This window comes from Kytococcus sp. Marseille-QA3725, from assembly GCF_054950055.1.
The window spans coordinates 233526-253818 of sequence record NZ_JBUCLA010000002.1 but is presented as its reverse complement, the minus strand read 5'-3'; the positions used below and the strand labels follow the sequence as shown (position 1 = coordinate 253818).

The 20293-nt window shown below is 69.3% G+C and carries 20 protein-coding genes; 8 read left to right on the top strand and 12 right to left on the bottom strand.

What is annotated here, in order from left to right:
• Window positions 1-53 precede the first annotated feature (53 nt).
• Window positions 54-197, bottom strand: a complete 144-nt coding sequence (locus tag ACY8FT_RS09245; RefSeq protein ID WP_462418635.1) for a hypothetical protein — start codon at window positions 195-197, stop codon at window positions 54-56.
• Between the two features lie 137 nt (window positions 198-334).
• Here ACY8FT_RS09245 and ACY8FT_RS09240 point away from each other — a divergent pair.
• The 5 genes from ACY8FT_RS09240 to ACY8FT_RS09220 all read left to right on the top strand — a co-directional run bounded on the left by ACY8FT_RS09240 (window position 335) and on the right by ACY8FT_RS09220 (window position 5043).
• Window positions 335-1485, top strand: a protein-coding gene (locus ACY8FT_RS09240) for an IS3 family transposase (RefSeq protein ID WP_462418634.1) whose coding sequence is annotated in 2 segments (ribosomal slippage) — window positions 335-605 and window positions 605-1485 — 1152 coding nt in all. Because the reading frame shifts where the segments join, the coding sequence is not laid out codon by codon here.
• A 15-nt stretch (window positions 1486-1500) separates the two neighbouring features.
• Entirely contained in the window at window positions 1501-2709 is a 1209-nt protein-coding gene (locus tag ACY8FT_RS09235) for an IS256 family transposase (protein ID WP_462419087.1), read from the top strand.
• Between the two features lie 37 nt (window positions 2710-2746).
• Window positions 2747-3367 carry a DUF3105 domain-containing protein gene (locus ACY8FT_RS09230; protein WP_462418633.1) on the top strand — a complete coding sequence of 207 codons (621 nt, stop codon included), beginning with the start codon at window positions 2747-2749 and terminating at the stop codon, window positions 3365-3367.
• A 284-nt stretch (window positions 3368-3651) separates the two neighbouring features.
• Window positions 3652-4062 carry a four-helix bundle copper-binding protein gene (locus tag ACY8FT_RS09225; RefSeq protein WP_002854316.1) on the top strand — a complete coding sequence of 137 codons (411 nt, stop codon included), beginning with the start codon at window positions 3652-3654 and terminating at the stop codon, window positions 4060-4062.
• A gap of 96 nt (window positions 4063-4158) precedes the next feature.
• A complete protein-coding gene (locus tag ACY8FT_RS09220) occupies window positions 4159-5043 on the top strand; it encodes a fructose bisphosphate aldolase (RefSeq protein ID WP_462418632.1) in 885 nt (294 codons plus the stop codon).
• Between the two features lie 106 nt (window positions 5044-5149).
• Here the strand turns inward: ACY8FT_RS09220 and ACY8FT_RS09215 are convergent, their stop codons facing one another.
• The 6 genes from ACY8FT_RS09215 to ACY8FT_RS09190 all read right to left on the bottom strand — a co-directional run bounded on the left by ACY8FT_RS09215 (window position 5150) and on the right by ACY8FT_RS09190 (window position 11663).
• The gene (locus ACY8FT_RS09215; protein ID WP_462418631.1) at window positions 5150-6205 is read right to left on the bottom strand and encodes a type II glyceraldehyde-3-phosphate dehydrogenase; all 1056 of its coding nucleotides are present in this window, start codon (window positions 6203-6205) and stop codon (window positions 5150-5152) included.
• 88 nt (window positions 6206-6293) lie between these two features.
• Window positions 6294-6995: a DUF305 domain-containing protein gene (locus ACY8FT_RS09210; protein WP_462418630.1), complete on the bottom strand. Its 702-nt coding sequence runs from the start codon at window positions 6993-6995 to the stop codon at window positions 6294-6296.
• A 59-nt stretch (window positions 6996-7054) separates the two neighbouring features.
• A complete protein-coding gene (locus tag ACY8FT_RS09205) occupies window positions 7055-9295 on the bottom strand; it encodes a copper-translocating P-type ATPase (protein ID WP_462418629.1) in 2241 nt (746 codons plus the stop codon).
• A 75-nt stretch (window positions 9296-9370) separates the two neighbouring features.
• Window positions 9371-9700 (bottom strand): heavy-metal-associated domain-containing protein, encoded by a 330-nt coding sequence (locus ACY8FT_RS09200; RefSeq protein WP_012801982.1) that lies wholly within the window; start codon window positions 9698-9700, stop codon window positions 9371-9373.
• Between the two features lie 71 nt (window positions 9701-9771).
• Window positions 9772-10941, bottom strand: coding sequence for a sensor histidine kinase (locus ACY8FT_RS09195; protein ID WP_462418628.1), 1170 nt, complete (start codon window positions 10939-10941; stop codon window positions 9772-9774).
• A complete protein-coding gene (locus ACY8FT_RS09190; RefSeq protein ID WP_462419086.1) occupies window positions 10938-11663 on the bottom strand; it encodes a response regulator transcription factor in 726 nt (241 codons plus the stop codon). Before ACY8FT_RS09190 ends, ACY8FT_RS09195 begins: the two co-directional genes overlap by 4 nt.
• A 156-nt stretch (window positions 11664-11819) precedes the next feature.
• On the opposite strand from ACY8FT_RS09190, the gene ACY8FT_RS09185 reads away from it, so the two are divergent.
• Window positions 11820-12686, top strand: a complete 867-nt coding sequence (locus ACY8FT_RS09185; protein ID WP_002854299.1) for a F510_1955 family glycosylhydrolase — start codon at window positions 11820-11822, stop codon at window positions 12684-12686.
• A gap of 558 nt (window positions 12687-13244) precedes the next feature.
• Window positions 13245-14555, top strand: coding sequence for an ISL3 family transposase (locus ACY8FT_RS09180; protein WP_462418627.1), 1311 nt, complete (start codon window positions 13245-13247; stop codon window positions 14553-14555).
• Here the strand turns inward: ACY8FT_RS09180 and ACY8FT_RS09175 are convergent.
• The gene (locus ACY8FT_RS09175; RefSeq protein WP_462418626.1) at window positions 14524-15126 is read right to left on the bottom strand and encodes a DNA methyltransferase; all 603 of its coding nucleotides are present in this window, start codon (window positions 15124-15126) and stop codon (window positions 14524-14526) included. The genes ACY8FT_RS09180 and ACY8FT_RS09175 overlap by 32 nt on opposite strands.
• Before the next feature lie 156 nt (window positions 15127-15282).
• On the opposite strand from ACY8FT_RS09175, the gene ACY8FT_RS09170 reads away from it, so the two are divergent.
• A complete protein-coding gene (locus tag ACY8FT_RS09170) occupies window positions 15283-15987 on the top strand; it encodes a hypothetical protein (protein ID WP_462418625.1) in 705 nt (234 codons plus the stop codon).
• Window positions 15988-15998: 11 nt separating this feature from the next.
• On the opposite strand, the gene ACY8FT_RS09165 is transcribed toward ACY8FT_RS09170, so the two are convergent.
• The 4 genes from ACY8FT_RS09165 to ACY8FT_RS09150 form a co-directional block, all read right to left on the bottom strand.
• Window positions 15999-17117 (bottom strand): tyrosine-type recombinase/integrase, encoded by a 1119-nt coding sequence (locus ACY8FT_RS09165; protein ID WP_462418624.1) that lies wholly within the window; start codon window positions 17115-17117, stop codon window positions 15999-16001.
• A gap of 286 nt (window positions 17118-17403) precedes the next feature.
• Window positions 17404-18471, bottom strand: coding sequence for an ABC transporter substrate-binding protein (locus ACY8FT_RS09160; protein WP_462418623.1), 1068 nt, complete (start codon window positions 18469-18471; stop codon window positions 17404-17406).
• On the bottom strand, window positions 18468-19259 hold the full coding sequence (locus ACY8FT_RS09155) for an ABC transporter ATP-binding protein (protein ID WP_462418622.1): 792 nt from the start codon (window positions 19257-19259) through the stop codon (window positions 18468-18470). Before ACY8FT_RS09155 ends, ACY8FT_RS09160 begins: the two co-directional genes overlap by 4 nt.
• Window positions 19259-20263, bottom strand: coding sequence for a FecCD family ABC transporter permease (locus ACY8FT_RS09150; RefSeq protein WP_462418621.1), 1005 nt, complete (start codon window positions 20261-20263; stop codon window positions 19259-19261). The genes ACY8FT_RS09155 and ACY8FT_RS09150 overlap by 1 nt, the downstream gene beginning before the upstream one ends.
• Between the last annotated feature and the right edge of the window lie 30 nt (window positions 20264-20293).

Genomic DNA, 20293 nt, shown 5'->3' with positions numbered 1-20293 from the left:
GGCACCGGGGCGAGTCCACCGGTCGCGAGTGCGCAGAAGACTGCACGCCTTGTTCAGCGTGGTTCGGCACCCTCGCCGAGGGACTCGATGGCGAGGAGTGCTTGCAGCGGGAGAACCCCGTTGCCGAGGGCGGTGTTCTGCTGGTTGGCGGTGAGGTCGTGAGTGGGGCCGGTGACCCAGCCCGAGGGGAGGCCCATGAGCCATTCCACGAACTCGGGTGCTGGTCTCGGTCCTTTCGCCTCGTTCAGGATTGGGCTGACCCCGTTTCGTAGGTCCAGTCGTTATGAGAGTCGTCCTGTTGCCCGCGGTCGCGGGCAGGGAGACTGGTCAGATCATGACGAACAGCAGGAAGCGTCACACCCCGGAGCAGGTCATCCGTAAGCTCGGGCAGGCCGACAGGATGCTCACCGATGGTCAGGACGTCGCGGCGGTGTGCCGGGAGCTGGGGGTGTCCGAGCAGACGTACTACCGGTGGCGGAACCAGTACGGCGGCCTCAAGGCCGACGACGCAAAGCGCCTGAAGGAGTTGGAGAAGCAGAACGCGACCCTGAAGCGTCTGCTCGCGGAAGCGGAGCTGGAGAAGGCCGCGCTCAAGGAGCTGGCTGAGGGAAACTTCTAAGCCCGGACAGGCGCCGCGCCGCCGTCGATCACCTCAAGCGCAAGTTGCGGGTAAGCGAACGGATGGCGTGCCGTCTGGTCGGGCTGAGCCGCTCCGCGTACCGGCGACCGCTCAAGGGCGACACGGTCACGGACCCGGATCGGGCGCTCAGGGAGTGGCTGCGCGCCTGGGCGAAGGACCATCCCCGCTACGGGTATCGGCGGGCGTATCACGACGCCCGCGCCGAGGGGTGGGTGGTGAACCACAAGAAGATCCAACGCCTGTGGCGTGACGAAGGGCTCCGGGTCCCGCAGCGGCGTCGACGCAAGCGCGTCGGGTCCTCGACCGTCGACGCGCCGACGGCGGACGCGCCGAACGTGGTGTGGGCGGTGGACTTCCAGTTCGACGCCGACGAGCACGGACGACCGATCAAGATCTGCTCGATCGTCGACGAACACACCCGGGAGTGCATCGGCGGCCTCGTGGAGCGCTCGATTACCGCCGACCGACTCACCGCCCACCTCGAGGACCTCGTCGCCGCCCGGGGCGCCCCGGCGGTGCTCAGGTCGGACAACGGGCCGGAGTTCATCAGCGAGGCGATGGCCGACTGGGCCGGCACCCGCACCGGCCTGTCCTACATCCCTCCGGGCTCGCCGTGGCGCAACGGGTACGTCGAGTCGTTCAACAGCCGGATCCGCGACGAGTGCCTCAACATCAACAGCTTCTACTCGCTGCTGCACGCACAGGTCATCATCGGCGACTGGAAGGACGAGTACAACCACCACCGCCGGCACTCCTCGCTCGGCTACCTAACCCCAGCCGAGTACGCTCGGCAGTGCACCCATCAAATGGAAACCGACGACTCACAGAACGTCCGGACCGAATGAAGGGGGCGGCTCACCCTGGCCGAAGCATCCCCGGATCTGATGCGCAGCCTGCTCCAGGACGTGATCAATGCCTTGCTCTCCGCGGATGCGGACGCTGTTGCCGGCGCGGAGTACGGCCGTCCCAGCAGCGACCGGGTTGCGCAGCGCAACGGCTACCGCCACCGCGACCTCGACACCCGCGTCGGCACGATCGACGTCGCCGTCCCCAAGCTCCGCACCGGCACCTACTTCCCCGAGTGGCTGCTCGAGCGCCGCAAGCGCGCCGAGTCCGCCCTGATCACGGTCGTCGCGGACTGCTATCTCGCCGGTGTCTCCACGCGTCGCATGGATAAGCTCGTGAAGACCCTGGGCATCAACAGTATGTCGAAGTCGCAGGTCAGCAGGATGGCGGAGTCGTTGGACGAGCACGTCGAGCAGTTCCGCCACCGCCCCCTGGACGAGGCCGGCCCCTTCACATTCGTCTCCGCCGACGCGCTGACCATGAAGGTCCGTGAAGGTGGCCGCGTGATCAACGCCGTCGTCTTGCTCGCCACCGGCGTCAACGGCGACGGGCACCGCGAAGTGCTCGGCATGCGGGTCGCCACCTCTGAGACCGGAGCTGCGTGGGACGGCTTCTTCGCCGACCTCGTCGCCCGCGGCCTCGCCGGCGTCCGCCTGGTCACCAGTGACGCGCATACGGGGCTGGTCGAAGCGATCGCCGCGCACCTTCCCGGGGCGGCCTGGCAGCGGTGCCGCACCCACTACGCAGCGAACCGCATGGCCGTGACGCCGAAGACCATGTGGCCAGCGGTGAAGGCGATGCTGCACAGCGTCTATGACCAGCCCGACGCACAAGCGGTGAACGCGCAGTTCGAGCGCCTGCTGGACTACGTCAGTGAGAAGCTTCCGGCCGTGGCAGAGCACCTCGACGCCGCCCGAGCGGACCTCCTCGCGTTCACGGCGTTCCCCAAGGACGTGTGGGTCCAGATCTGGTCGAACAATCCCACCGAGCGGCTGAACAAGGAGATCCGCCGCCGCACCGACTCCGTCGGCATCTTCCCCACCCGCGAGGCGATCGTCCGTCTCGTCGGCGCGGTCCTGGCCGAGCAGACCGACGAGTGGGCCGGAGGACGACGCTATCTCGGCCCCGACGTCCTCGCCCGGTGCCGCCTCAACCTCGTCCCCGACACCGACACCGACACCGAGGAGGTCACCACCAGTTCCCTGCCCGCCCTGACCGCCTGACCAATCAGCGAAGGATCGCTGCACCACTTCCCGGGACTTGACCCAGCAGCGCGCTGCGCTGCTCAAGGCACACTGGGCGAAGGAAGCCAAGGCTGAACGTCGGCGGAAGGTTCTGGTCGGAGCGGGAGCGCTCACCGCCATCGCCGTGGTCGGCGGGCTGGTGACACTCGCCGTGATTCAGAATCCTCCGCCCCAGGCTCGGGAGGACATTGAGATTGCCGGGCTGCAGACCTTCGAGGGGCTCAGCGCTAACCACGTGAGCACCCCTGTGGACTACGAGCAGTCGCCGCCGGTGGGTGGCGATCATGCCAGCGCCTGGCTCAACTGTGGGGTCTACACCGAACCGGTACCCAACGAGAATGCCGTGCACGCTTTGGAGCACGGTGCCGCCTGGGTCGCCTACGATTCCGAGGCGCTCTCACAGGAGCAAGTCGATGCCCTGCGGACGGCCCTACCGGACGCCTATGTCGTCCTGGCCCCCTACGAGGGCCTGGATTCGCCCATCGTGCTTTCGGCCTGGCAGGCGCAGGTGGCGGTGGATTCCCCGGAGGATGAACGGATCGAGCAGTTCCTGGCCGAGTACTGGCAGTCCCCCGACGCGCCTGAGCCCGGGGCGGCCTGCACCGGCGGCCTCGACGCCCCTGGTCGGATCGCATAAGCGCTCTTCCCGACACCGACCGTCCGGTCCGACAGGATCCACGTTGAGGCGAGCCCTGCTGGTCCTCCCCGTCGGCGTGGTCCTCAGGGCCGTCGGCCGGGCTGAGGGGCGGCTGGTCACACCTGCGTCATCCCTGCCCGTAAAGGAGTCCGCGGGCCTCCGTGGCCGGCGATCTTCACGGAACCTTCAAGGTTGAGCCCTTCACCCGCGTCGGCGGGGTGGTCGATGGCAGGGCGGGCCGGCGAAGGCCGGTGCGTCGGATCAGATCGACGAAGGAGCACATCATGACCCATCACGTGAGCGCCATGCTGGACACCTACCCAAAGAATGTGGGCAACATCGACCGGCAGAAGCTGGCCGAGTGCATCCAGGCCTGCTTCGAGTGCGCCCAGACCTGCACGGCCTGCGCGGACGCCTGCCTGGCCGAGGACATGGTGGCCGACCTGAGGCAGTGCATCCGGTTGAACCTGGACTGCGCCGATGTTTGCGCCGCCACAGGCCGGATGCTGTCCCGGCAGACCGGCAACAACGTCGAGACCACCCGCGCCCTGCTCGAGGCCTGCCGGGCCGCCTGCAAGACGTGCGGGGACGAATGCGAGAGCCACGCCCAGATGCACGAGCACTGCAAGGTGTGTGCCGAGGCCTGCCGCCGGTGTGAGCAGGCCTGCGCGGACCTGCTCGTCACCCTGGGTTGAGCCTGCTGATGACCGTTCCCCCTTGAGGGCGGCCAGTCGTCCATGACGCGCGCAGGGAACCCGGACCACCGTGCTCCCTCGCCGCGGAAGGCTCCCATGGAATCGGAGAAGTATCAGAGGGTCAGGAACGGTGCCGGATTCGTCGCGGCGCTGGACCAGAGCGGGGGCAGCACCCCGGCGGCCTTGCACCTCTACGGGATCGACAAGGATGCCTACTCCGGCCCAGAGGAGATGTTCGACCTGGTACACCAGGTGCGCACACGTATCATCACCAGCCCCAGCTTCGACGGTGAGCGCGTCATGGGGGCCATCCTGTTCGAGAACACAATGAACCGCCAGGTGGAGGGTTCCCCCACGGGCGACTACCTGTGGAACAGCAAAGGCATCGTGCCCTTCCTCAAAATCGACCAGGGCTTGGCCCCGGAACAGCAAGGCGCCCAGCTCATGAAACCCATCCCGCACCTGGATGACTTACTGTCTCGAGCCGTCGAAAAGCACATGTTCGGGACGAAGATGCGCTCGGTCATCAAGCTGCCCGGGGACGGGGTGGGCTCCGTCGTGGAGCAGCAGTTCGGGCTCGCCCGTCAGATCCTCGTTACCGGGCTGGTGCCCATCATCGAGCCCGAGGTGGATATCCGCAGCCCCCGCAAGGCCGAGGTGGAGGACCAGCTCAAGGCGGCAATCCTCGCCCAACTGGACAAGCTCGGAGACGACCAGTCGGTCATCCTCAAAGTGACGCTGCCGGAGCGGGCGGACTTCTACCGCGAGTTCGTGGACCATCCCCGAGTGATCCGCGTCCTGGCCCTGTCGGGCGGCTATACCCGGGCCCAGGCCACCACCCTGCTGGCCCGCAACCACGGCGTGATCGCCAGCTTCTCCCGCGCCCTGACCGAAGGGCTGAGTACGGCCCAGAGCCCAGCGCAGTTCAATGCGGTGTTGGATGAGGCCATCAACGCGATCGCGACGGCCTCTCGCACCTGACCGGAGGCCATAGGACCGCTGCGGTAGTCCGCGGCCGCCGAAGCGGTGTCCGACCACCCCCCATTCCTGGGGCCGGGCACCGCCTCAGCGGCGTCTGCCGCGCAGTTCAACGGGCAGCCACCGAGGAGCGCACGAAGTCCTGGCGCACCCCCAAGGCGCGGTCGGTGCGCCGGATGGACTCGCCGCCGTCGTCGACGGTTCCGGTGAGGGCCCGGATCGCGTCGATGTTCTCGGGGACGACGATCGCCTGGTTGTCCACCGTGTAGGTGTAGTACAGCTCGTTGCCGTCCACGGTGAGGATGTCTTCCCAGAGGGCCACCTCATACATATCACCCCGGGGCCGGCCCAGGTCCTCCATGAGTTCCACGGTGCTATTGACCGCCACGACGCCGTCCGAGCGCCGGACGAAGGCGATCCGCGGCATCGCCCGGAACGCCTCCAACACCTCCTGCTTCTCGGCCGGGCGGGTGAGCTCGATCGTCCAGTAGTGCAGGTGGTTCTGAGTGTGGGCTCCCTTGGCGGCCATGGTGACCACGTCCAGGTCCGGGACCACCGACTGGGCGTCGGGCCCCTGATGGCTGGGGATTCGGCCCTCGGGGACGATGGTGTTCATGATCCCGGAATGGTCCGATTCCCACGGATCGGTGGCCCGGCGGATGAGCACCCCCCGGGCCTTGGACAGCAGTCCGACGTCCTTCAGCGCGGTAAGGGCCCGGACGGTGGCGGTGGTATTGCAGGACACCACCCGGGTGCTGTCCCGGCCCAGGGCGGTGGCGTAGTTGGCGTGGGCGACGAAGGAGTGGCCGGTGAGATCGTGCTTCTCCCCGCCCTGGAACACGGATTTGACCCCGTGGGCACGGTAGAGCTCCAGGTTGCCGGCGACCACCTGGGCCGGGGTGCAGTCCACCACGACGTCAACGTTCTCGAGCAGGTCGTGCAGGCCTCCGACGACGGGAAGGCCGGCATCCGCCATCACCGGTAGGGCCTGCTCGGTAGAGGCGTAGACGGGGATACCCTTCCCGGCCGCAGTCGCGATCCGGTAGTCAGCGATGACGTCACTGACTCCGACCAGCGCCATGTCCTCCTGGGCCCGGACCGCGTCGGCGACGCGTTTGCCGATGACCCCGTACCCGTTCACCGCGACCTTGATCTTGTCCTGCATGCTCGTCTCCTTTCCTGGAGGACCCGTTCCGGTTTCGGGGTCTATCGCCAGCCGCGTCTCACCGGATGCCCGCAGCGGACGACGGTGCTCAGAGCTTGTCGAGCATCTGTTGCATTTCGGTGATCTCGGCCTCCTGGTCGGCGATGACCTGCTCGGCGAGCTGCACGGCCTGCGGGTTCTGGCCGTCCTTGGCCTCGTCCTTGGCCATGTCCACGGCGCCCTTGTGGTGGGCGGTCATCTGCTCCAGGTACAACCGGGCGGCCTCGGTGCCCTGGGCCTGGTCGAGGGCGGTCATGTCCTCCTCGGACATCATCCCGGACATCCCGCCGTGGTCCATGCCCTCCATACCGTCCATGCCGTCCGTGTCCACGGGGTCTTGGCCCCAGGCGGTGAGCATGGAGTTCATGCGCTTGATCTCCGGGCCCTGGGCGTCGATGACCTTCTGGGCGAACTCGGCCACCTCGGCCGGGATCTCATCCTTGGCCAGCAGCATCTCGCTCATCTCCACCGCCTGCTGGTGATGCGGGATCATCATCTGAGCGAACATCACGTCCGCGTCATTGTGCTCGGCGGAGACCTCCTCGGCCGAACCGGTGGCCGAGCTAGTAGCCGATTCCGTGGCGGACGGTGTCGCGGTGTCCGTGGCCGCAGGGGTGGCGGCGGGGGCGGAGCCGGTCGCGGTGGCCGAGGCCTCAGCGCCGGCGTTCTCGTCCTGGGCCCCGGTGCCGCAGGCGGTCAAGGTCAGGGCGGAGGCCAGGGTCAGGGCGGTCAGCGTCATGGTGCGTTTCATGGTGGGTCCTTTCATGGTGGGTTGAGGGTTCACATCAGGGTTCACGCCAAGGGGCGAGATCAGGAAACCGCAGCCGGCTGAAGGGCAGCCTGCGACCGGGGGCGCTCGAGAGGAGCCAGGTGCTCCGGGTCCAGGTCGGTGCGGCGCAGCAGCTGGGCGTTGAGGGCCACCACGATGGTGGAGACGGACATCAGGATCGCGCCCACCGCGGGGGAGAGCACGAAGCCGATCGGGGCCAGCACGCCGGCGGCCAGCGGGACGGCGAGCACGTTGTATCCGGTGGCCCAGACCAGGTTCTGGATCATCTTGGTGTAACTGGCCTTGGACAGGTGGATCATGGATAGCACGGCACGGGGGTCATTGCCGGCCAGCACCACGCCGGCCGATTCCATGGCCACGTCGGTGCCGGCGCCGATGGCGATGCCGACCTCGGCCCGGGCCAGGGCCGGGGCGTCGTTCACGCCGTCCCCGACCATGGCCACGGACAGGCCCCGGGCCTGCAGTTCGGTGACCTTGGTGTCCTTGTCCTGAGGAAGGACCTCGGCGAAGACCTCGTCGATGCCCAGATCCCGCGCCACGGCCTCGGCGACCTGGCGGGCGTCGCCGGTGATCATCGCGACCTTGACCCCCCGGGCGTGCAGGGCGGCCACGGCGGCCCGGGACTCGGGGCGGATCTTGTCCTCCACGGCGACCGCGCCGATAACGGACCCGTCGCGGACCACATGCAGCACCCCGGCCCCCCGATCCGTCCAGGCCCGGACATCGGCGGCCAGTGCCTCGGGGGTGTCCAGGGTGAGCTCGCGCAGCATGTTCGGCCCGCCGACGAGGACCTCGGCCCCGGCCACGGTGGCCGTGACCCCGCGGCCGGTGGCGGCCTGGAATCCGGTGCCGCGCAGGCCCAACCGGGCGGCCTCGGCATGACTGGTGGCGGCGGTGACGATGGCCCGGGCCACCGGGTGCTCGCTGTCGGCCTCGGCCGCGGCGGCGTAGGCCAACAGCTCGGCCTCGGAAATGCCGGGCGCCGCGGCGACACCGGTGACGGCGTGGGCGCCCTCGGTCAGGGTGCCGGTCTTGTCAAAGAGCACCACGTCGATGGTCCGCATCTGCTCCAGGGCCATCCGGTCCTTGATCAGCAGCCCGGCCTTGGCGGCGCGTTCGGTGGAGATCGCGATCACCAGCGGGATGGCCAGGCCCAGGGCGTGCGGGCAGGCGATCACCAGCACGGTCACGGTGCGGGTGACCGCATCGGTGGGCTGACCGATCACGGTCCACACGATCGCGGTGATGATCGCCGCCCCCAGGGCGAACCAGAACAGCAACGCGGCGGCCCGGTCCGCCAACGCCTGGGCCCGGGAGGAGGACTCCTGGGCGTCGGCGACCATCCGCTGGATCCCGGCCAGAGCGGTGTCGGCGCCGACGGCCTCGATGCGCACCCGCACGGTGTTGTCGGTGGCCACGGTCCCGGCCACCACCCGCTCCCCGACGGTGCGGGCCACGGCCCGGGATTCGCCGGTGATCATCGACTCGTCGAACTCCGCGGCGCCTTCCAGGATGGTCCCGTCGGCCGGCACGCGGGCCCCGGAGCGCACCAACACGGTGTCCCCGACCGCCAGCTCGCCGACGGGCACGGTCACGGTGTCTCCGTCCACGATCTTCTCGGCCTTCTCCGGCAGCAGCGCGGCCAGGGCGTCCAGGGCGGAGGATGCCGCGCCGAGGGCGCGCATCTCCATCCAGTGCCCGAGCAGCATGATGGTCACCAGCAGGGCCAGTTCCCACCAGAAGTCCAGCATCAGGTCCCCGATGCCCAGGGAGGTGATCCAGGAGGCGACGAAGGCCACGGTGATGGCCATCGCGATCAGCAGCATCATCCCCGGCTGGCGGGAGCGCACCTCGGTGAGTCCGCCCTTGAGGAAGGGGGCGCCGCCGTAGAGGTAGATCACGGTGCCCAGCACCGGGGCGATCCACGCCGAACCGGGGAACTCAGGGACGTGGTAGCCCAGCAGTTGTCCGACCATGTGGCTGAAGAACACCACCGGGAGTGACAGCACCAGCGAGACCCAGAACCGGTTCTTGAACATCGCGGTGGAATGCCCGGCGTGCTTGCCGTGGTCATGGACCTGGTGCTCCTCGTCCAGGGCCGAGTGGGCGTGGCCCTGGGGCACGGCCTGCCCGTGGGTGGCCGCGTCCGCGGGGTGGTGGGCGGCATGGTCGGTGTGGTTGGCGTGGCCGGCGTGGGGGTTCGGGTCTGGGTGTTCGGCGGTCTGGTCGGTGGGGTGATCGTGGTGGTGCGGGGTGCTCATGGTGTTCCTTCTGCTCGGCGGTCTGTTCGGCGACCGGCTCGGCGGTGGGGCGCCGACCTCGAGGGGATGGGTCGGTTAGATCCGGACGCGGTAGCCGGCCGCTTCGATGGCCGTCCGCACGGAGTCCGCGGAGGCGGGCCCGGTCACGGTGACGGGGGAGGCCCCGCCGGCGACCAGTTCGACCCGGACATCGTCCACCCCGTCCAGGGCGCTCACGGCCTCGGTGACGGAGCCCACGCAGTGTCCGCAGGTCATGCCCTCCACCTGGTAGGTCGCGTCGCCGGCGCTCGTCCCGGTTGGGTCGGCACTCTGGCGCCCGGCGGGGGCGGTGGCGTCGGCGGCTGGGGCGCAGCACGAGCAGCCGTTGGTGGCCCCCGGCAGCGGGGTGCGGGCGGATTCGGTCATGACGGTCTCCTTCAGGTCTGAGGGCGGCGCCGGACGGCGCCTCTCCTCTTGGTATATACCCCTCGGGGGTATCATTCAAGGGGTGGAGCGCCGGTGTTCACGGTGGATAAACGGGTGCGCCGGTAGGTGGGCTGGTCGGGGGGCTGCTTGGTGGGCAGGTCGATGGTGAACGTCGCCCCGGCCGTGGTGGAGGTGGCGCTCAGGGTGCCGCCGTGGGCCTGGATGAGAGCTCGGGAGATGGCCAGGCCGACCCCGGAGCCGCCGTGGTCACGGTCGCGGGCGGTGTCCCCGCGGTAGAAGCGTTCGAAGACGTGCGGCAGGTGCTCGGGAGAGATCCCCTCCCCGGTGTCGGTGACGCTGAGCGTGACCCCGGACGGGCTTTGTCGGGCCTCGAGGGTGACCCGGCCCCCGGCCGGGGTGTGGCGCAGGGCGTTGGTGAGCAGGTTGCCCAGGACCTGGCCCATGCGCTGGCGGTCCACGTCCACGGCCAGGCCCGGATCGGCGTCCATGGTCAGGGCCACGCCCTTGGTGGCGTAGGCCTCCTTGTGGGCCTCGGTCGCGGCATGCAGCAACCCGTTGACCCCTTGGGGGCTGCGGTCCAGTTCGATTCGGCCCTCCTCGGCGCGGGAGACGTCGTTGATGTCCTCCACCAGCCGGGTCAACCGGGCCAGCTGCTCGCCCATCAGCTCACCGGTGGGCTCGTCCCAGTGGGACACCCCGTCTTGCAGGGCCTCGTGGTAGACGGTCAGCACGGAGACGGGGGTGCGCAGCTCGTGGGCCAGGTCCGAGAGCATCCGTCGACGGGTGTCCTCGGTGCGCTGAAGCCGTGCGGCCATGGTGTTGAAAGACCCTGCCAGCTCCTCCACCTCGGTGCCGGCGCCCATGGCCGGCACGCGGGTGTCGTACCGTCCACCGGCCATGGCCTTGACCGCCTGGGTCAGGGCGTTGATCGGACTCTGGATCCGGCGGGCGACATGCCAGGTCAATGCCAGACAACAGATCAAGGCCGTGGCCAGGGCCACGGCCAGGGTCCAGAAATTGGCGTCCCGGTAGGCCTGCTCCACGTGCAGCACCTGGGCTGCATCGTGTCCGGCCCCGGCCTGTTCCAGGTGCTCGTGGAACAGTGGTGGGCCGGCCAGGGAGGCCACCACCACCGCGGCCAGCACGCTGGCCCCCACCACCAGCAGCTGGGCGAGGAAGAGCCGGGCCGCTAATCCTTGGTAGCGCCGCCGGCCGGTCATTGCTCCGCCATCCGGTAGCCGACCCCGCGGACGGTGTCGATATAGCGGGCCGGGTCCGCGTCGAGCTTGCGGCGCAGGTTCTTGATGTGCACGTCCACGAGCCGTTCATCGCCCACCCAGGCCGGGTCCCAGACGATATCGATCAGCTGGCGGCGGGAGAAGGCCTGGTGCGGGCGCCCCGACAAGGCGGCCAGCAGGTCGAACTCCGTGCGCGTTAGTTGCACCACCTGGCCCGACACGCGGGCCTCGTGGGCGGCCAGGTCGATGACCAAGTCACCGCAGACCCGTTCCGGTTCGGGGGCTGACACCGTTGTGCGCGGCCGGCGCATGACCGCCCCCACCCGGGCGACCAGCTCCCGGACGCTGAAGGGTTTGGTGATGTAGTCATCGGCCCCCACCGCCAATCCCTCCAACCGGTGGTGCTCATCGCCGCGGGCGGTGAGCATCAGCACATAGCACTCGGAGAAGGCCCGCACCCGCCGGCACACCTCGATCCCGTCCATCCCGGGCAGGCCCAGGTCCAGGACCATCACGTCGGGCTCGTGAACCCGGGCGGCCTGCACTGCGGCCGGGCCGGTGTGGGTTAGGGCCACCTCGTAGCCGGCCCGCTCCAGGTAGGTGGCCACCATGCGCGCCAGCGGCTTCTCGTCATCGACCACCAACACCCGGCCGGCCGCCGGACCAGTCCCAGTGCCAGTGCCAGTGCCAGTGCCAGAGTTCATGGGTCCAGTCTCGCTCTGTCTCGCGCCCCGGCGGCTCAGAACGGTGCCGGGGCGGGGAATCTTCATCGAATCTTCAAGGCAAACCGCCCCATCCCGGCGCGTCACCGGCCGACAATGGTAGAAGCCCCGCCTTTTGGCCCGGGGCGGAAAGGCTCCATGACCCCCCTGACCCGCAGAACCCTGATCGCCGGCGGGCTGACCCTGCTCGGCGCTGGCACCCTCACCGCCTGCGCCGCGCCGAACCCCGCGACATCCCCGGCGGCCGGCACCGGCACGCAGGGCACCGGCACGGCCATCACCCACGTCCATGCCCTCACCCGGGACCCCGAGTCCGGTGAGGTGCTGCTGGCCACCCACCAGGGCCTGTTCCGGCTCCAGGACGGGGAGCTGACCCAGGTCGGTCCGGTCGTGGACTTCATGGGTTTCACCCTGACTCCCGAGGGCCGCTACCTGGCCTCGGGTCACCCCGCGCCGCGCACCGACCTGCCCGAGCCGCTGGGCCTGGCCGAGTCCACCGACCGGGGCCAGAGCTGGACGGTGCTCTCCCGCGGCGGCGCATCCGATTTCCACGCTCTGGCCGCCGGCCCGAACGGGGTCCTCGGCTTCGATGGGCAACTGCGCGCCAGCACCGACGGCCTCACCTGGCAGAGCCTTGAGATCCCCGTCGCCCCGGCATCGCTGGCGATCTCCCCCCAAACCGGGACCGTGCTGGCCACCACCGAAACCGGCATGTTGCGCTCGACCGACCACGGCGCGACCTGGACCACCCTGGACACCCCCCAGCTGATGCACCTGGTCGCCTGGGCCGATGACACCACCGCCGTGGGCGCCGGCACCGAGGGACACCTGCTGACCAGCACCGACGCCGGCGACACCTGGACCGCCAGCGACCGCCCGGTCGGCACGGCCACCGCCCTGGGAACGGGCATCACCGACGACGGGCAGACCGAAGCACTGCTGGTCGTCGGCTCGACCGTGCTGTCCACCACGGACGGCGGGAACACCACCGAATCGCTGCTGTGACCTCCTCCCGCCGCCCCCTGTCCGGCTGGCCCGCCCTTCGAACCGTTCTGGGCGCCCTCGTGTTGATCCTGGGCCTGCTCGGGATGCACGCTGGTACGGGCACCAGCGCGGCTTGGGCCGCCACCGGTACGGCCGCCGCCACAACTGTTCATCACCTCGGGCCGGGGGCCATCGGTCCGGCCGGCATGGTGCCCGAGGTCGTGCTCCCGGCCGAGCCTGCCGGGGATGAGGCAGCCGACCCCGGGCTGCCGGTCTGTGCCCTGGAGGCCGTGGACGATACCTGCGCCTCGGCCCTGACCAAGGCACCTGTCGTGTCCCACTTGGCCTCCCGGGCCCTCCTGCCTAGCCCCGGTGGGGGACTGACCGCACCACCCCTGCCCTGGGTTGCCCATTTCCGGCCCCCGTGGACCCTTCACTGGCTCAACTGGCCATCAGCCGCACCTAAAGCGGCTCTTCACAGATGACGGTGTAGAGGGCGCTGGCGCGTCGGTCCCGGGGTAGGCGTCGAGGTCTTCCGAAGATGGGGGTTCCTACGCCACCCACCGGGAAGACCTCGACGTGCCCGACGCTACCTTCACGCGCCCCGACCTGACTACCTTCGCCGGCCTGGACGACCTCGGCCTGGAGGTCACCGGCCAACGGCTCGAACCTGATCGTGCGGTGCTCGCCTGCCGAGTCGTCGAGCCGGGCGACTGGTGCCGCCGGTGTGGCTGCCAGGGCGTTGCGCGGGACACCGTGACCAGGGAACTGGCGCACGAGCCGTTTGGATGGCGCTCGACCACGCTGCTGCTCACCGTGCGCCGGTACCGGTGCCCCGAGTGCGGCCACGTATGGCGTCAGGACACCACCGCCGCTGCCGAGCCGCGGGCGAAGATCTCCCGCGCCGGCCTGCGGTGGGGCCTGGTCGCGATCGTGATCGGGCACCTGTCGATGGCCCGCGTCGCCGAGGGGCTCGCGGTCTCGTGGAACACCGCCAACGACGCCGTCCTGGCCGAAGGTCAACGGCTGCTGATCGACCGCCCGTCCCGCTTGGACGGGGTGAACGCGGTCGGGGTCGACGAGCACGTGTGGCGGCACACCAGGAAGGGCGACAAGTACGTCACCGTCATCATCGACCTCACCCCGGTCCGGGAAGGTACCGGGCCCTCCCGCCTGCTGGACGTGGTCGAGGGCCGCAGCAAGAAGGCGTTCAAGGACTGGCTCGCGCAGCGGGACCAGGCCTGGCGCGACGGGATCGAGGTCGTCGCCATGGACGGGTTCGCCGGGTTCAAGACCGCCACCACCGAGGAACTGCCGGACGCGGTCACTGTCATGGACCCGTTCCACGTCATCCGGTTGGCTGGCGACGCCCTGGATGAGTGCCGCCGCCGCGTTCAGCAGGAGTTGCACGGGCACCGCGGCCGCAAGGACGACCCGCTCTACTCGGCGCGCCGGACCCTGCACACCGGCGCCGACCTACTCACCGACCGTCAACACGAGCGCCTCGACAAGCTGTTCACCGGGGACCGGCACGTCCAGATCGAGTGCACCTGGGGCATCTACCAGCGCATGATCTCCGCCTACCGAGACCCCAACCGGGTCACCGGCCGCGTCGAGATGAGCTCGGTGATCGATGCCCTCGCCGACGGGGTGCCCCGACCGCTGGTCGAGCTGCGCAAGCTCGGCCGCACCCTGGCCAGACGCGTCTGCGATGTCCTGGCCTACTGCGAGCGACCCCGCACCAGCAACGGACCTACCGAGGCCGTGAATGGACGACTTGAGCATCTTCGCGGGCTGGCCCTCGGGTTCCGCAACCTCACCCACTACATCGCCCGAGCACTCCTCGAAGCCGGCGGCTTCAGACCACGACTACACCCTCAGATCGGATGAGCCGGTTGTCGGGGCTGTATTGCTTCTGCCAGGAGATGTCTGAAATGAAATTTGCTGATCCAAAAACCTCATCTAATAGGATTCTCATCCGGTGGTTCTGTGATTCGTCGAGGTGCACCCAGATCGACCCGTCATCGCTGAGCAGCCGGCGCAGGTGCAGCAGGCGGTCCCGCATCAGGGTGAGCCAGATGGAGTTCTCGAGGTTGTCCTCGTAGTGGGCAAAGGTCTCGCCGGTGTTGAACGGAGGGTCGATGTAGACGCACTTGACCTTGCCCACGTACTTCTCGGCCAGCTCCGGCACGTGGGTGAGGGCCTCCAGCACGTCGCCGGACTCACCGTGGATGAGCAGGTTGTCGTCCTGGGGGTCCAGGTCGGCGCGGTCGGTGTACGTGCCCTCGGGGTCCCTGGGGGCCTGCTCGCCGGCGACGGCCTCACCGAGGACGAGCGGGCGGACCTCGCAGTAGCGCGGGTCGCGGGGGTCGACCCAGGCGTAGTCGTAGCGGCCGTGCTCGGTGGGGATGAGGGCCTTGTCCTTGTTGGCCCAAGTCAACTCCAGCCGCGTGGTCGCCATCCCGCTCCTCCTCAGGTCACCGTGCCCGTACAGGGGCGAACTGCCGCTGCGGGTCGTGCGGTGACACTACCGGCCAGTCCTCACCTGATCCGGAACATGCCCAAGAGGTGACCTCGTGTGTGATGGCGCGTCCGCACTGGCGACTACTGTCGTCGCATGTCCAGGAAGCCGCCGTCTCTCCCCGACACAGTTGAGGGCCGTGAAGAGTGCCTGAGGCGGGCAAACGCGCGGATCGTGCGTGTTCTGCTCACGCGCCCCGCCCAGGAGCCGAGCCTGCTCAAGATGGGCACGACGTTGAAGGTGTGGGTCCAAGGCCCAGAGGTCGCCTTGCGGTTCGCCAACGAGGGCATCGATCAGGCTGACCTGGAGCATCTCGTGACGTTGATTCGCCCATTCACCCTGGCGAGGGAAGCCATCCAAGCGGAGAAGGTCACGGAAGCGCTTGACTCCTTCACCCAGACGCGGGAGCACGAGGTCTACGTCGAGCAACTCCCCGGGTTGCTCGACAAGACACGAGGCTCACGGCTCTACATCTCGCAGTGGGACAGCAGTACGGGGAAGGCGGTCATTCCCGAGTGGACGTCCGACCGCTTCGTGGCGGATCGGTACACCTACTCCGCGGTGGTGCATGCTGACGACGAGTCGTCCCTGCTAGACGAAGTTGATTCCGGCGCACAGTTGTGGGCATTGGCCGCTTCTGCGGGGGATTGGTTGGCGTACCTCTCCCATGTGCAGGGTGTCATCCAGGCTGTCCGCCCAGACCTCGTGCCGCAGATCACCGGTTGGGCTGGGACACCGTGGAGCATCTTCGAGCGACACAACATCCCGTTCACGCGAGGTGGACCCCCACCGGCAAAGTAGGCTGCGGGCCTTCAGGAACCAGTGGCGGCGATCTGCGACATTCGCGCAGCCAGGGCAGCGTCCCGGCCCTGGGCGGCGTGTTGGTAGCGCATCGCGGCCTGGGGAGTCGAGTGGCCGATGCGTGCCATGAGTTCGGCGATGGTGGCGCCTGACTGGGCGGCCATGACTGCGCCAGTGTGGCGGAGGTCGTGGATGCGAAAATCGGGTCGGCCAGCGGCGGCGCGGGCCCGGTACCAGTGTCGGTAGATCGTGTTGGGGTGCACCTGCACGTTCCGGTCGCCCACGGAGGGGAACACCAGGTCATCAGGTGCTGGGCCGACGAATGTGTCGAGGTGCGCCTGGAGCTCGGGGATCAGGTGAGGCGGGATCGCCACGTCACGGATGCCTGCCTGGGTCTTGGGCGCGCCAACGGACACCTCTCCGCGTACGCGCACCAGGCCTCGTCGTACCCGGATGACCCCGTGCTTGAGGTCCAGGTCGTTGCGGCGCAACTCGATCATCTCGCCGAGCCTGAGGCCGCACCACGCGCCGATCAGCACCAAGGCGCCGTAACGGTCGGGCAGGTGCTCGATGAGCAGGGCCATCTCGTCCAGCGTCGCAGGCTCCACGCGGCGTGCCCGCTTGGTGATCGATGCGCCGCGGATCTTGCACGGGTTGCTGGCGACCAACTCGTCCTCGAAGGCCGTCTGCATGACGCTGCGCATCAGTGAGTAGGCGTGTGCCCTCTGGGTGGGGCGGCTGGGGTCGAGGGTCGCGTACCAGTCCCGTACGTCGGCGGGGGTGATGTTGCGCAGGGGATGGCCGCGGAAGCCCGGTAGGAGGAACCGGTCCATCAGGCGACGGTACTGATCGGCGGTGCGGGGCTTGAGCTCGCGATTGGCCAGCCAGCGCTCGGCGTACACGTCGAAGGGGATGCTCTGCTTGAGCGCCTTCCGACGGCGGCCCTTGGGGGGAGTCCAGTTCTCGTTCTGCAGCAGGCGGCGTTCCCCCATGAGCCAGGTCTCGGCGTCTGCCTTGGTCTGGAAGGTGGTGGGTCCGTAGTGGAACGCCTGGTCAGGGCCCATGTAGTAGGCCGACCAGCGCTTGCTGCGCTTGCGGATGGTCCCGAACTCCCGCTTGGCACGAGGCATGCCTCAACCTCCCAGTGACACGAGTTGCCATATCTCTGCCATAACTGGACACCTCTCGTGTCCGCTTGTGGCGCGATCCAGTCACGCGTACAGTCCGCAGTATTGCAGGCCAGATGCCTGCAATCCATGGCTGGAGCGGAGACCGTGCGGCCGGGCGTAGACAGTTCAAATCCTGTCACCCCGACCACACGAAATCGGCTCTGGCCAGCGGAATCCGCGGCCAGGGCCGATTCTTGTTGTGCGGTCTGCCATGACGGGGCCGTGAGGGCCCCGGCCAGCGCCCGGCTCAGGGGTGGACGCGGAGGTCGTGCCTGGGCGTGATCCCGCTGGCCGGGACGAGCTTGGCCTCCTCGAGGGCCTGGCGGAGGGCCTCGGCGGCGTCGATGTTGAGCGGGCTGCTGGTCCACGCGACATAGGGCAGGGCGATGATGCGTTCCTGCTGCACCGCGGGCAGGTCCTTGGTGGCGGGGTTGGTCCGCAGGGTGCGGATCTTGTCGGCGACGCTCTCGCCCGGGTAGTCGACGATCGCGATGAAGTCCGGCTTGCCGGCGGCGACCTTCTCCCACGAGATGGTGGTCCAGGTGTCCTTGACGTCCTCGGCAAGGTTGGTGGCGCCGGCGGCCTCGATGATGCCCTGGGGTCCCCCGTACACGCCGCTGGAGAAGGGGGTGTCGGTGCCGCTGTCGAAGAGGAACACCACGGGCTTCTTCTGCGCTCGGGGAGCCTTTTGGAGAGTGGCCAGGCGGGTGTCGACGTCCCCCTGGACCTCCTTCGCCCGGTCCTCGTGGCCGGTCACCCTGCCGATGTTGGTCAGGTCGGCGGCCAACGCCTTCCAGGGGTCCATCTCGCCGCGCTCCTCCTTGTCGGGGGAGCGTCGGCAGCTCTCGGTGAGCACGTAGGGTGCGATGCTGCGTTGGCTGAGGTCCTCCGGCATTAGGTTGCGCCCCTCGCCGAAACCGTAGTTGTAGCCGGCGAACATCATGTCGGGACGCTGGGCGAGGACGCTCTCGAGGCTGATGCCGACCTCACCGAGGTCCTTGAGCTTGCCCACGGCCTGCTTGCCGTAGACCTCTTCGAGGACCGCTTTGTCCTTCTCCAGACCGGTGACCGCGACGACCTGGTCGGCCGCTCCGACCGCCAACGTGGTGGCGATCATATTGGAGTCGTTGACGAGCATGCGCTGGGCCGGGGAGGGGAAGGTGACCTCTTGACCGCAGTTGGTGACCGTCACCGTCTCGGACGAGGTCGCCGGCGCCCCCGCGCCGGGGCTCGTGGCGGACTGGCCGGAGCAGCCTGCGGTGCCGATGCCGATGGCGGCGACGAGGATCGCCGCGGCGAACCGGTGGGTGGTCATGTTTCCTCCTGGTGGGGCTGCGGGGTCCGCGGCAGGCAGGCGACGTGCTCGCTGCCGGTGTCCGGATCGGTGAAGGTGACGATGCGGACGCCGAACACGTCGGCCACGCGCGGGTCGGCGAACACCTCGGCGGGGCTGCCGCTGGTGAGCACGCGACCGGCGTGCAGGACCACCACCTGGTCGCTGTAGCGGGCCGCCAGCCCCAGGTCGTGGACAGCCATCACCGTGGTGCGGCCCGACCCGCGGACGAGACCGAGCAGGTGGTGCTGCTGGGCGACGTCGAGGTGGTTGGTGGGCTCGTCGAGCAGCAGGATCGGCGTCTGCTGCACCAGCCCGCGGGCCAGCAGAGCCCGGCGGCGCTCCCCTCCGGAGACCTCGCTGCAGGGCCGGTCGGCCATGCCGGTGAGCCCGACCTGGTCCAGGGACTCCAGCACGGCCCGGCGCTCGTCGGCACCGCCCATCTCCCACGGTCTGGCCAACGGGGTGCGGCCCATGGCGATCATCTCCCCGAGCAGCAGGTCCTCCGGCGGCGCCTCGTCCTGGGCGACCAGCGCCAGGCGGCGGGCGCGCTCGCGGGGCCGGATCCGGTCGACCGTCCGGTCGCCGAGCCACCCCTGCCCTGCCGGGGCCGGCCGGATGCCGGCGAGGGTGCGCAGCAGGGTGGACTTGCCCGACCCGTTGACGCCGACCAGCGACGTGACGGTGCCAGTGGGGACCTCGAAGGTGACGTCTTGCAGGACAGTGGTCCGGCCGACCGCGGCGCTCAGGCCCTCGGCGCGCAGCCGCATCAGTCGGCTCCGTTGTAGCGGTAGTGACGGCGGCCGACCAGCACGAGGAACACCGGCGCACCCACGAGGCCGGTGACCACCGACAGGGGGATCTCCTGGGGGCGGACGCTGACCCGGGCGACGATGTCGACCCACACCAGGAAGACGGCGCCACCCAGTGCTGCCACGGGCACGACGGCCCGGTGACGGGCGCCGACCACCATGCGGACCAGGTGGGGCACGACGAGGCCGACGAACCCGATACCACCGGAGACGGCCACGAGCACCCCGACCAGCGCGGCGAGACCGACGAACAGGGCCACTCGCAGACCCTTGACCGGGATCCCAAGGGACGCGGCGAGGTCGGGTCCGGCCGCCAGTGCGTCGAGCCAGCGGGAGAAGGCCACCATCACCAGCACGGCGACCACGGTCGTGACCGTGGCGGGCAGCAGCACCTGCCAGCTCGCGCCGCTGACGCTGCCGAGCAGCCAGAAGAGCACCGACTGGGCCGCCTTCGGGTCACCGGAACGGAATACCAGGAAACTGGAGACGGCGCTGAACGCCGAGGACAGAACCACCCCGGTGAGCACGAGCCGCAGCGGCGTCAGGCCGCCCTGCAGCATCGCCACCCCGAACACTAGGGCCGCGGCGGCCAGGGCGCCCAGCAGCGCCCCGCCGGAGAGGGCCCAGATGCCCAGCCCGGACAGGGCACCGGTGGTGATGACGGCCGTCGCCCCCACCCCGGCGCCCGAGGAGACGCCCAGCAGGTAGGGATCGGCCAGCGGGTTGCGCACCAGCGTCTGCATGCCCGCCCCGGCCACGGCCAGCCCGGCTCCGGCGACGGCGGCGAGCAGGGTGCGTGGGGCGCGCAGGTCCCACACGATCGCGTCCCAGGTCGGGTCGGCCGGTTGGCCACCCAGGTGCGCCTGCACGACGCTCCACACGGTGGGCACGGGCAGGGAGACGGCGCCGACGGCGAGCGAGACGACCATGCTGGCCAGCAGCGCCACGGCGAGCAGGACCATCAGGACCGCTGTGCGCGGCCGGGAACCGGC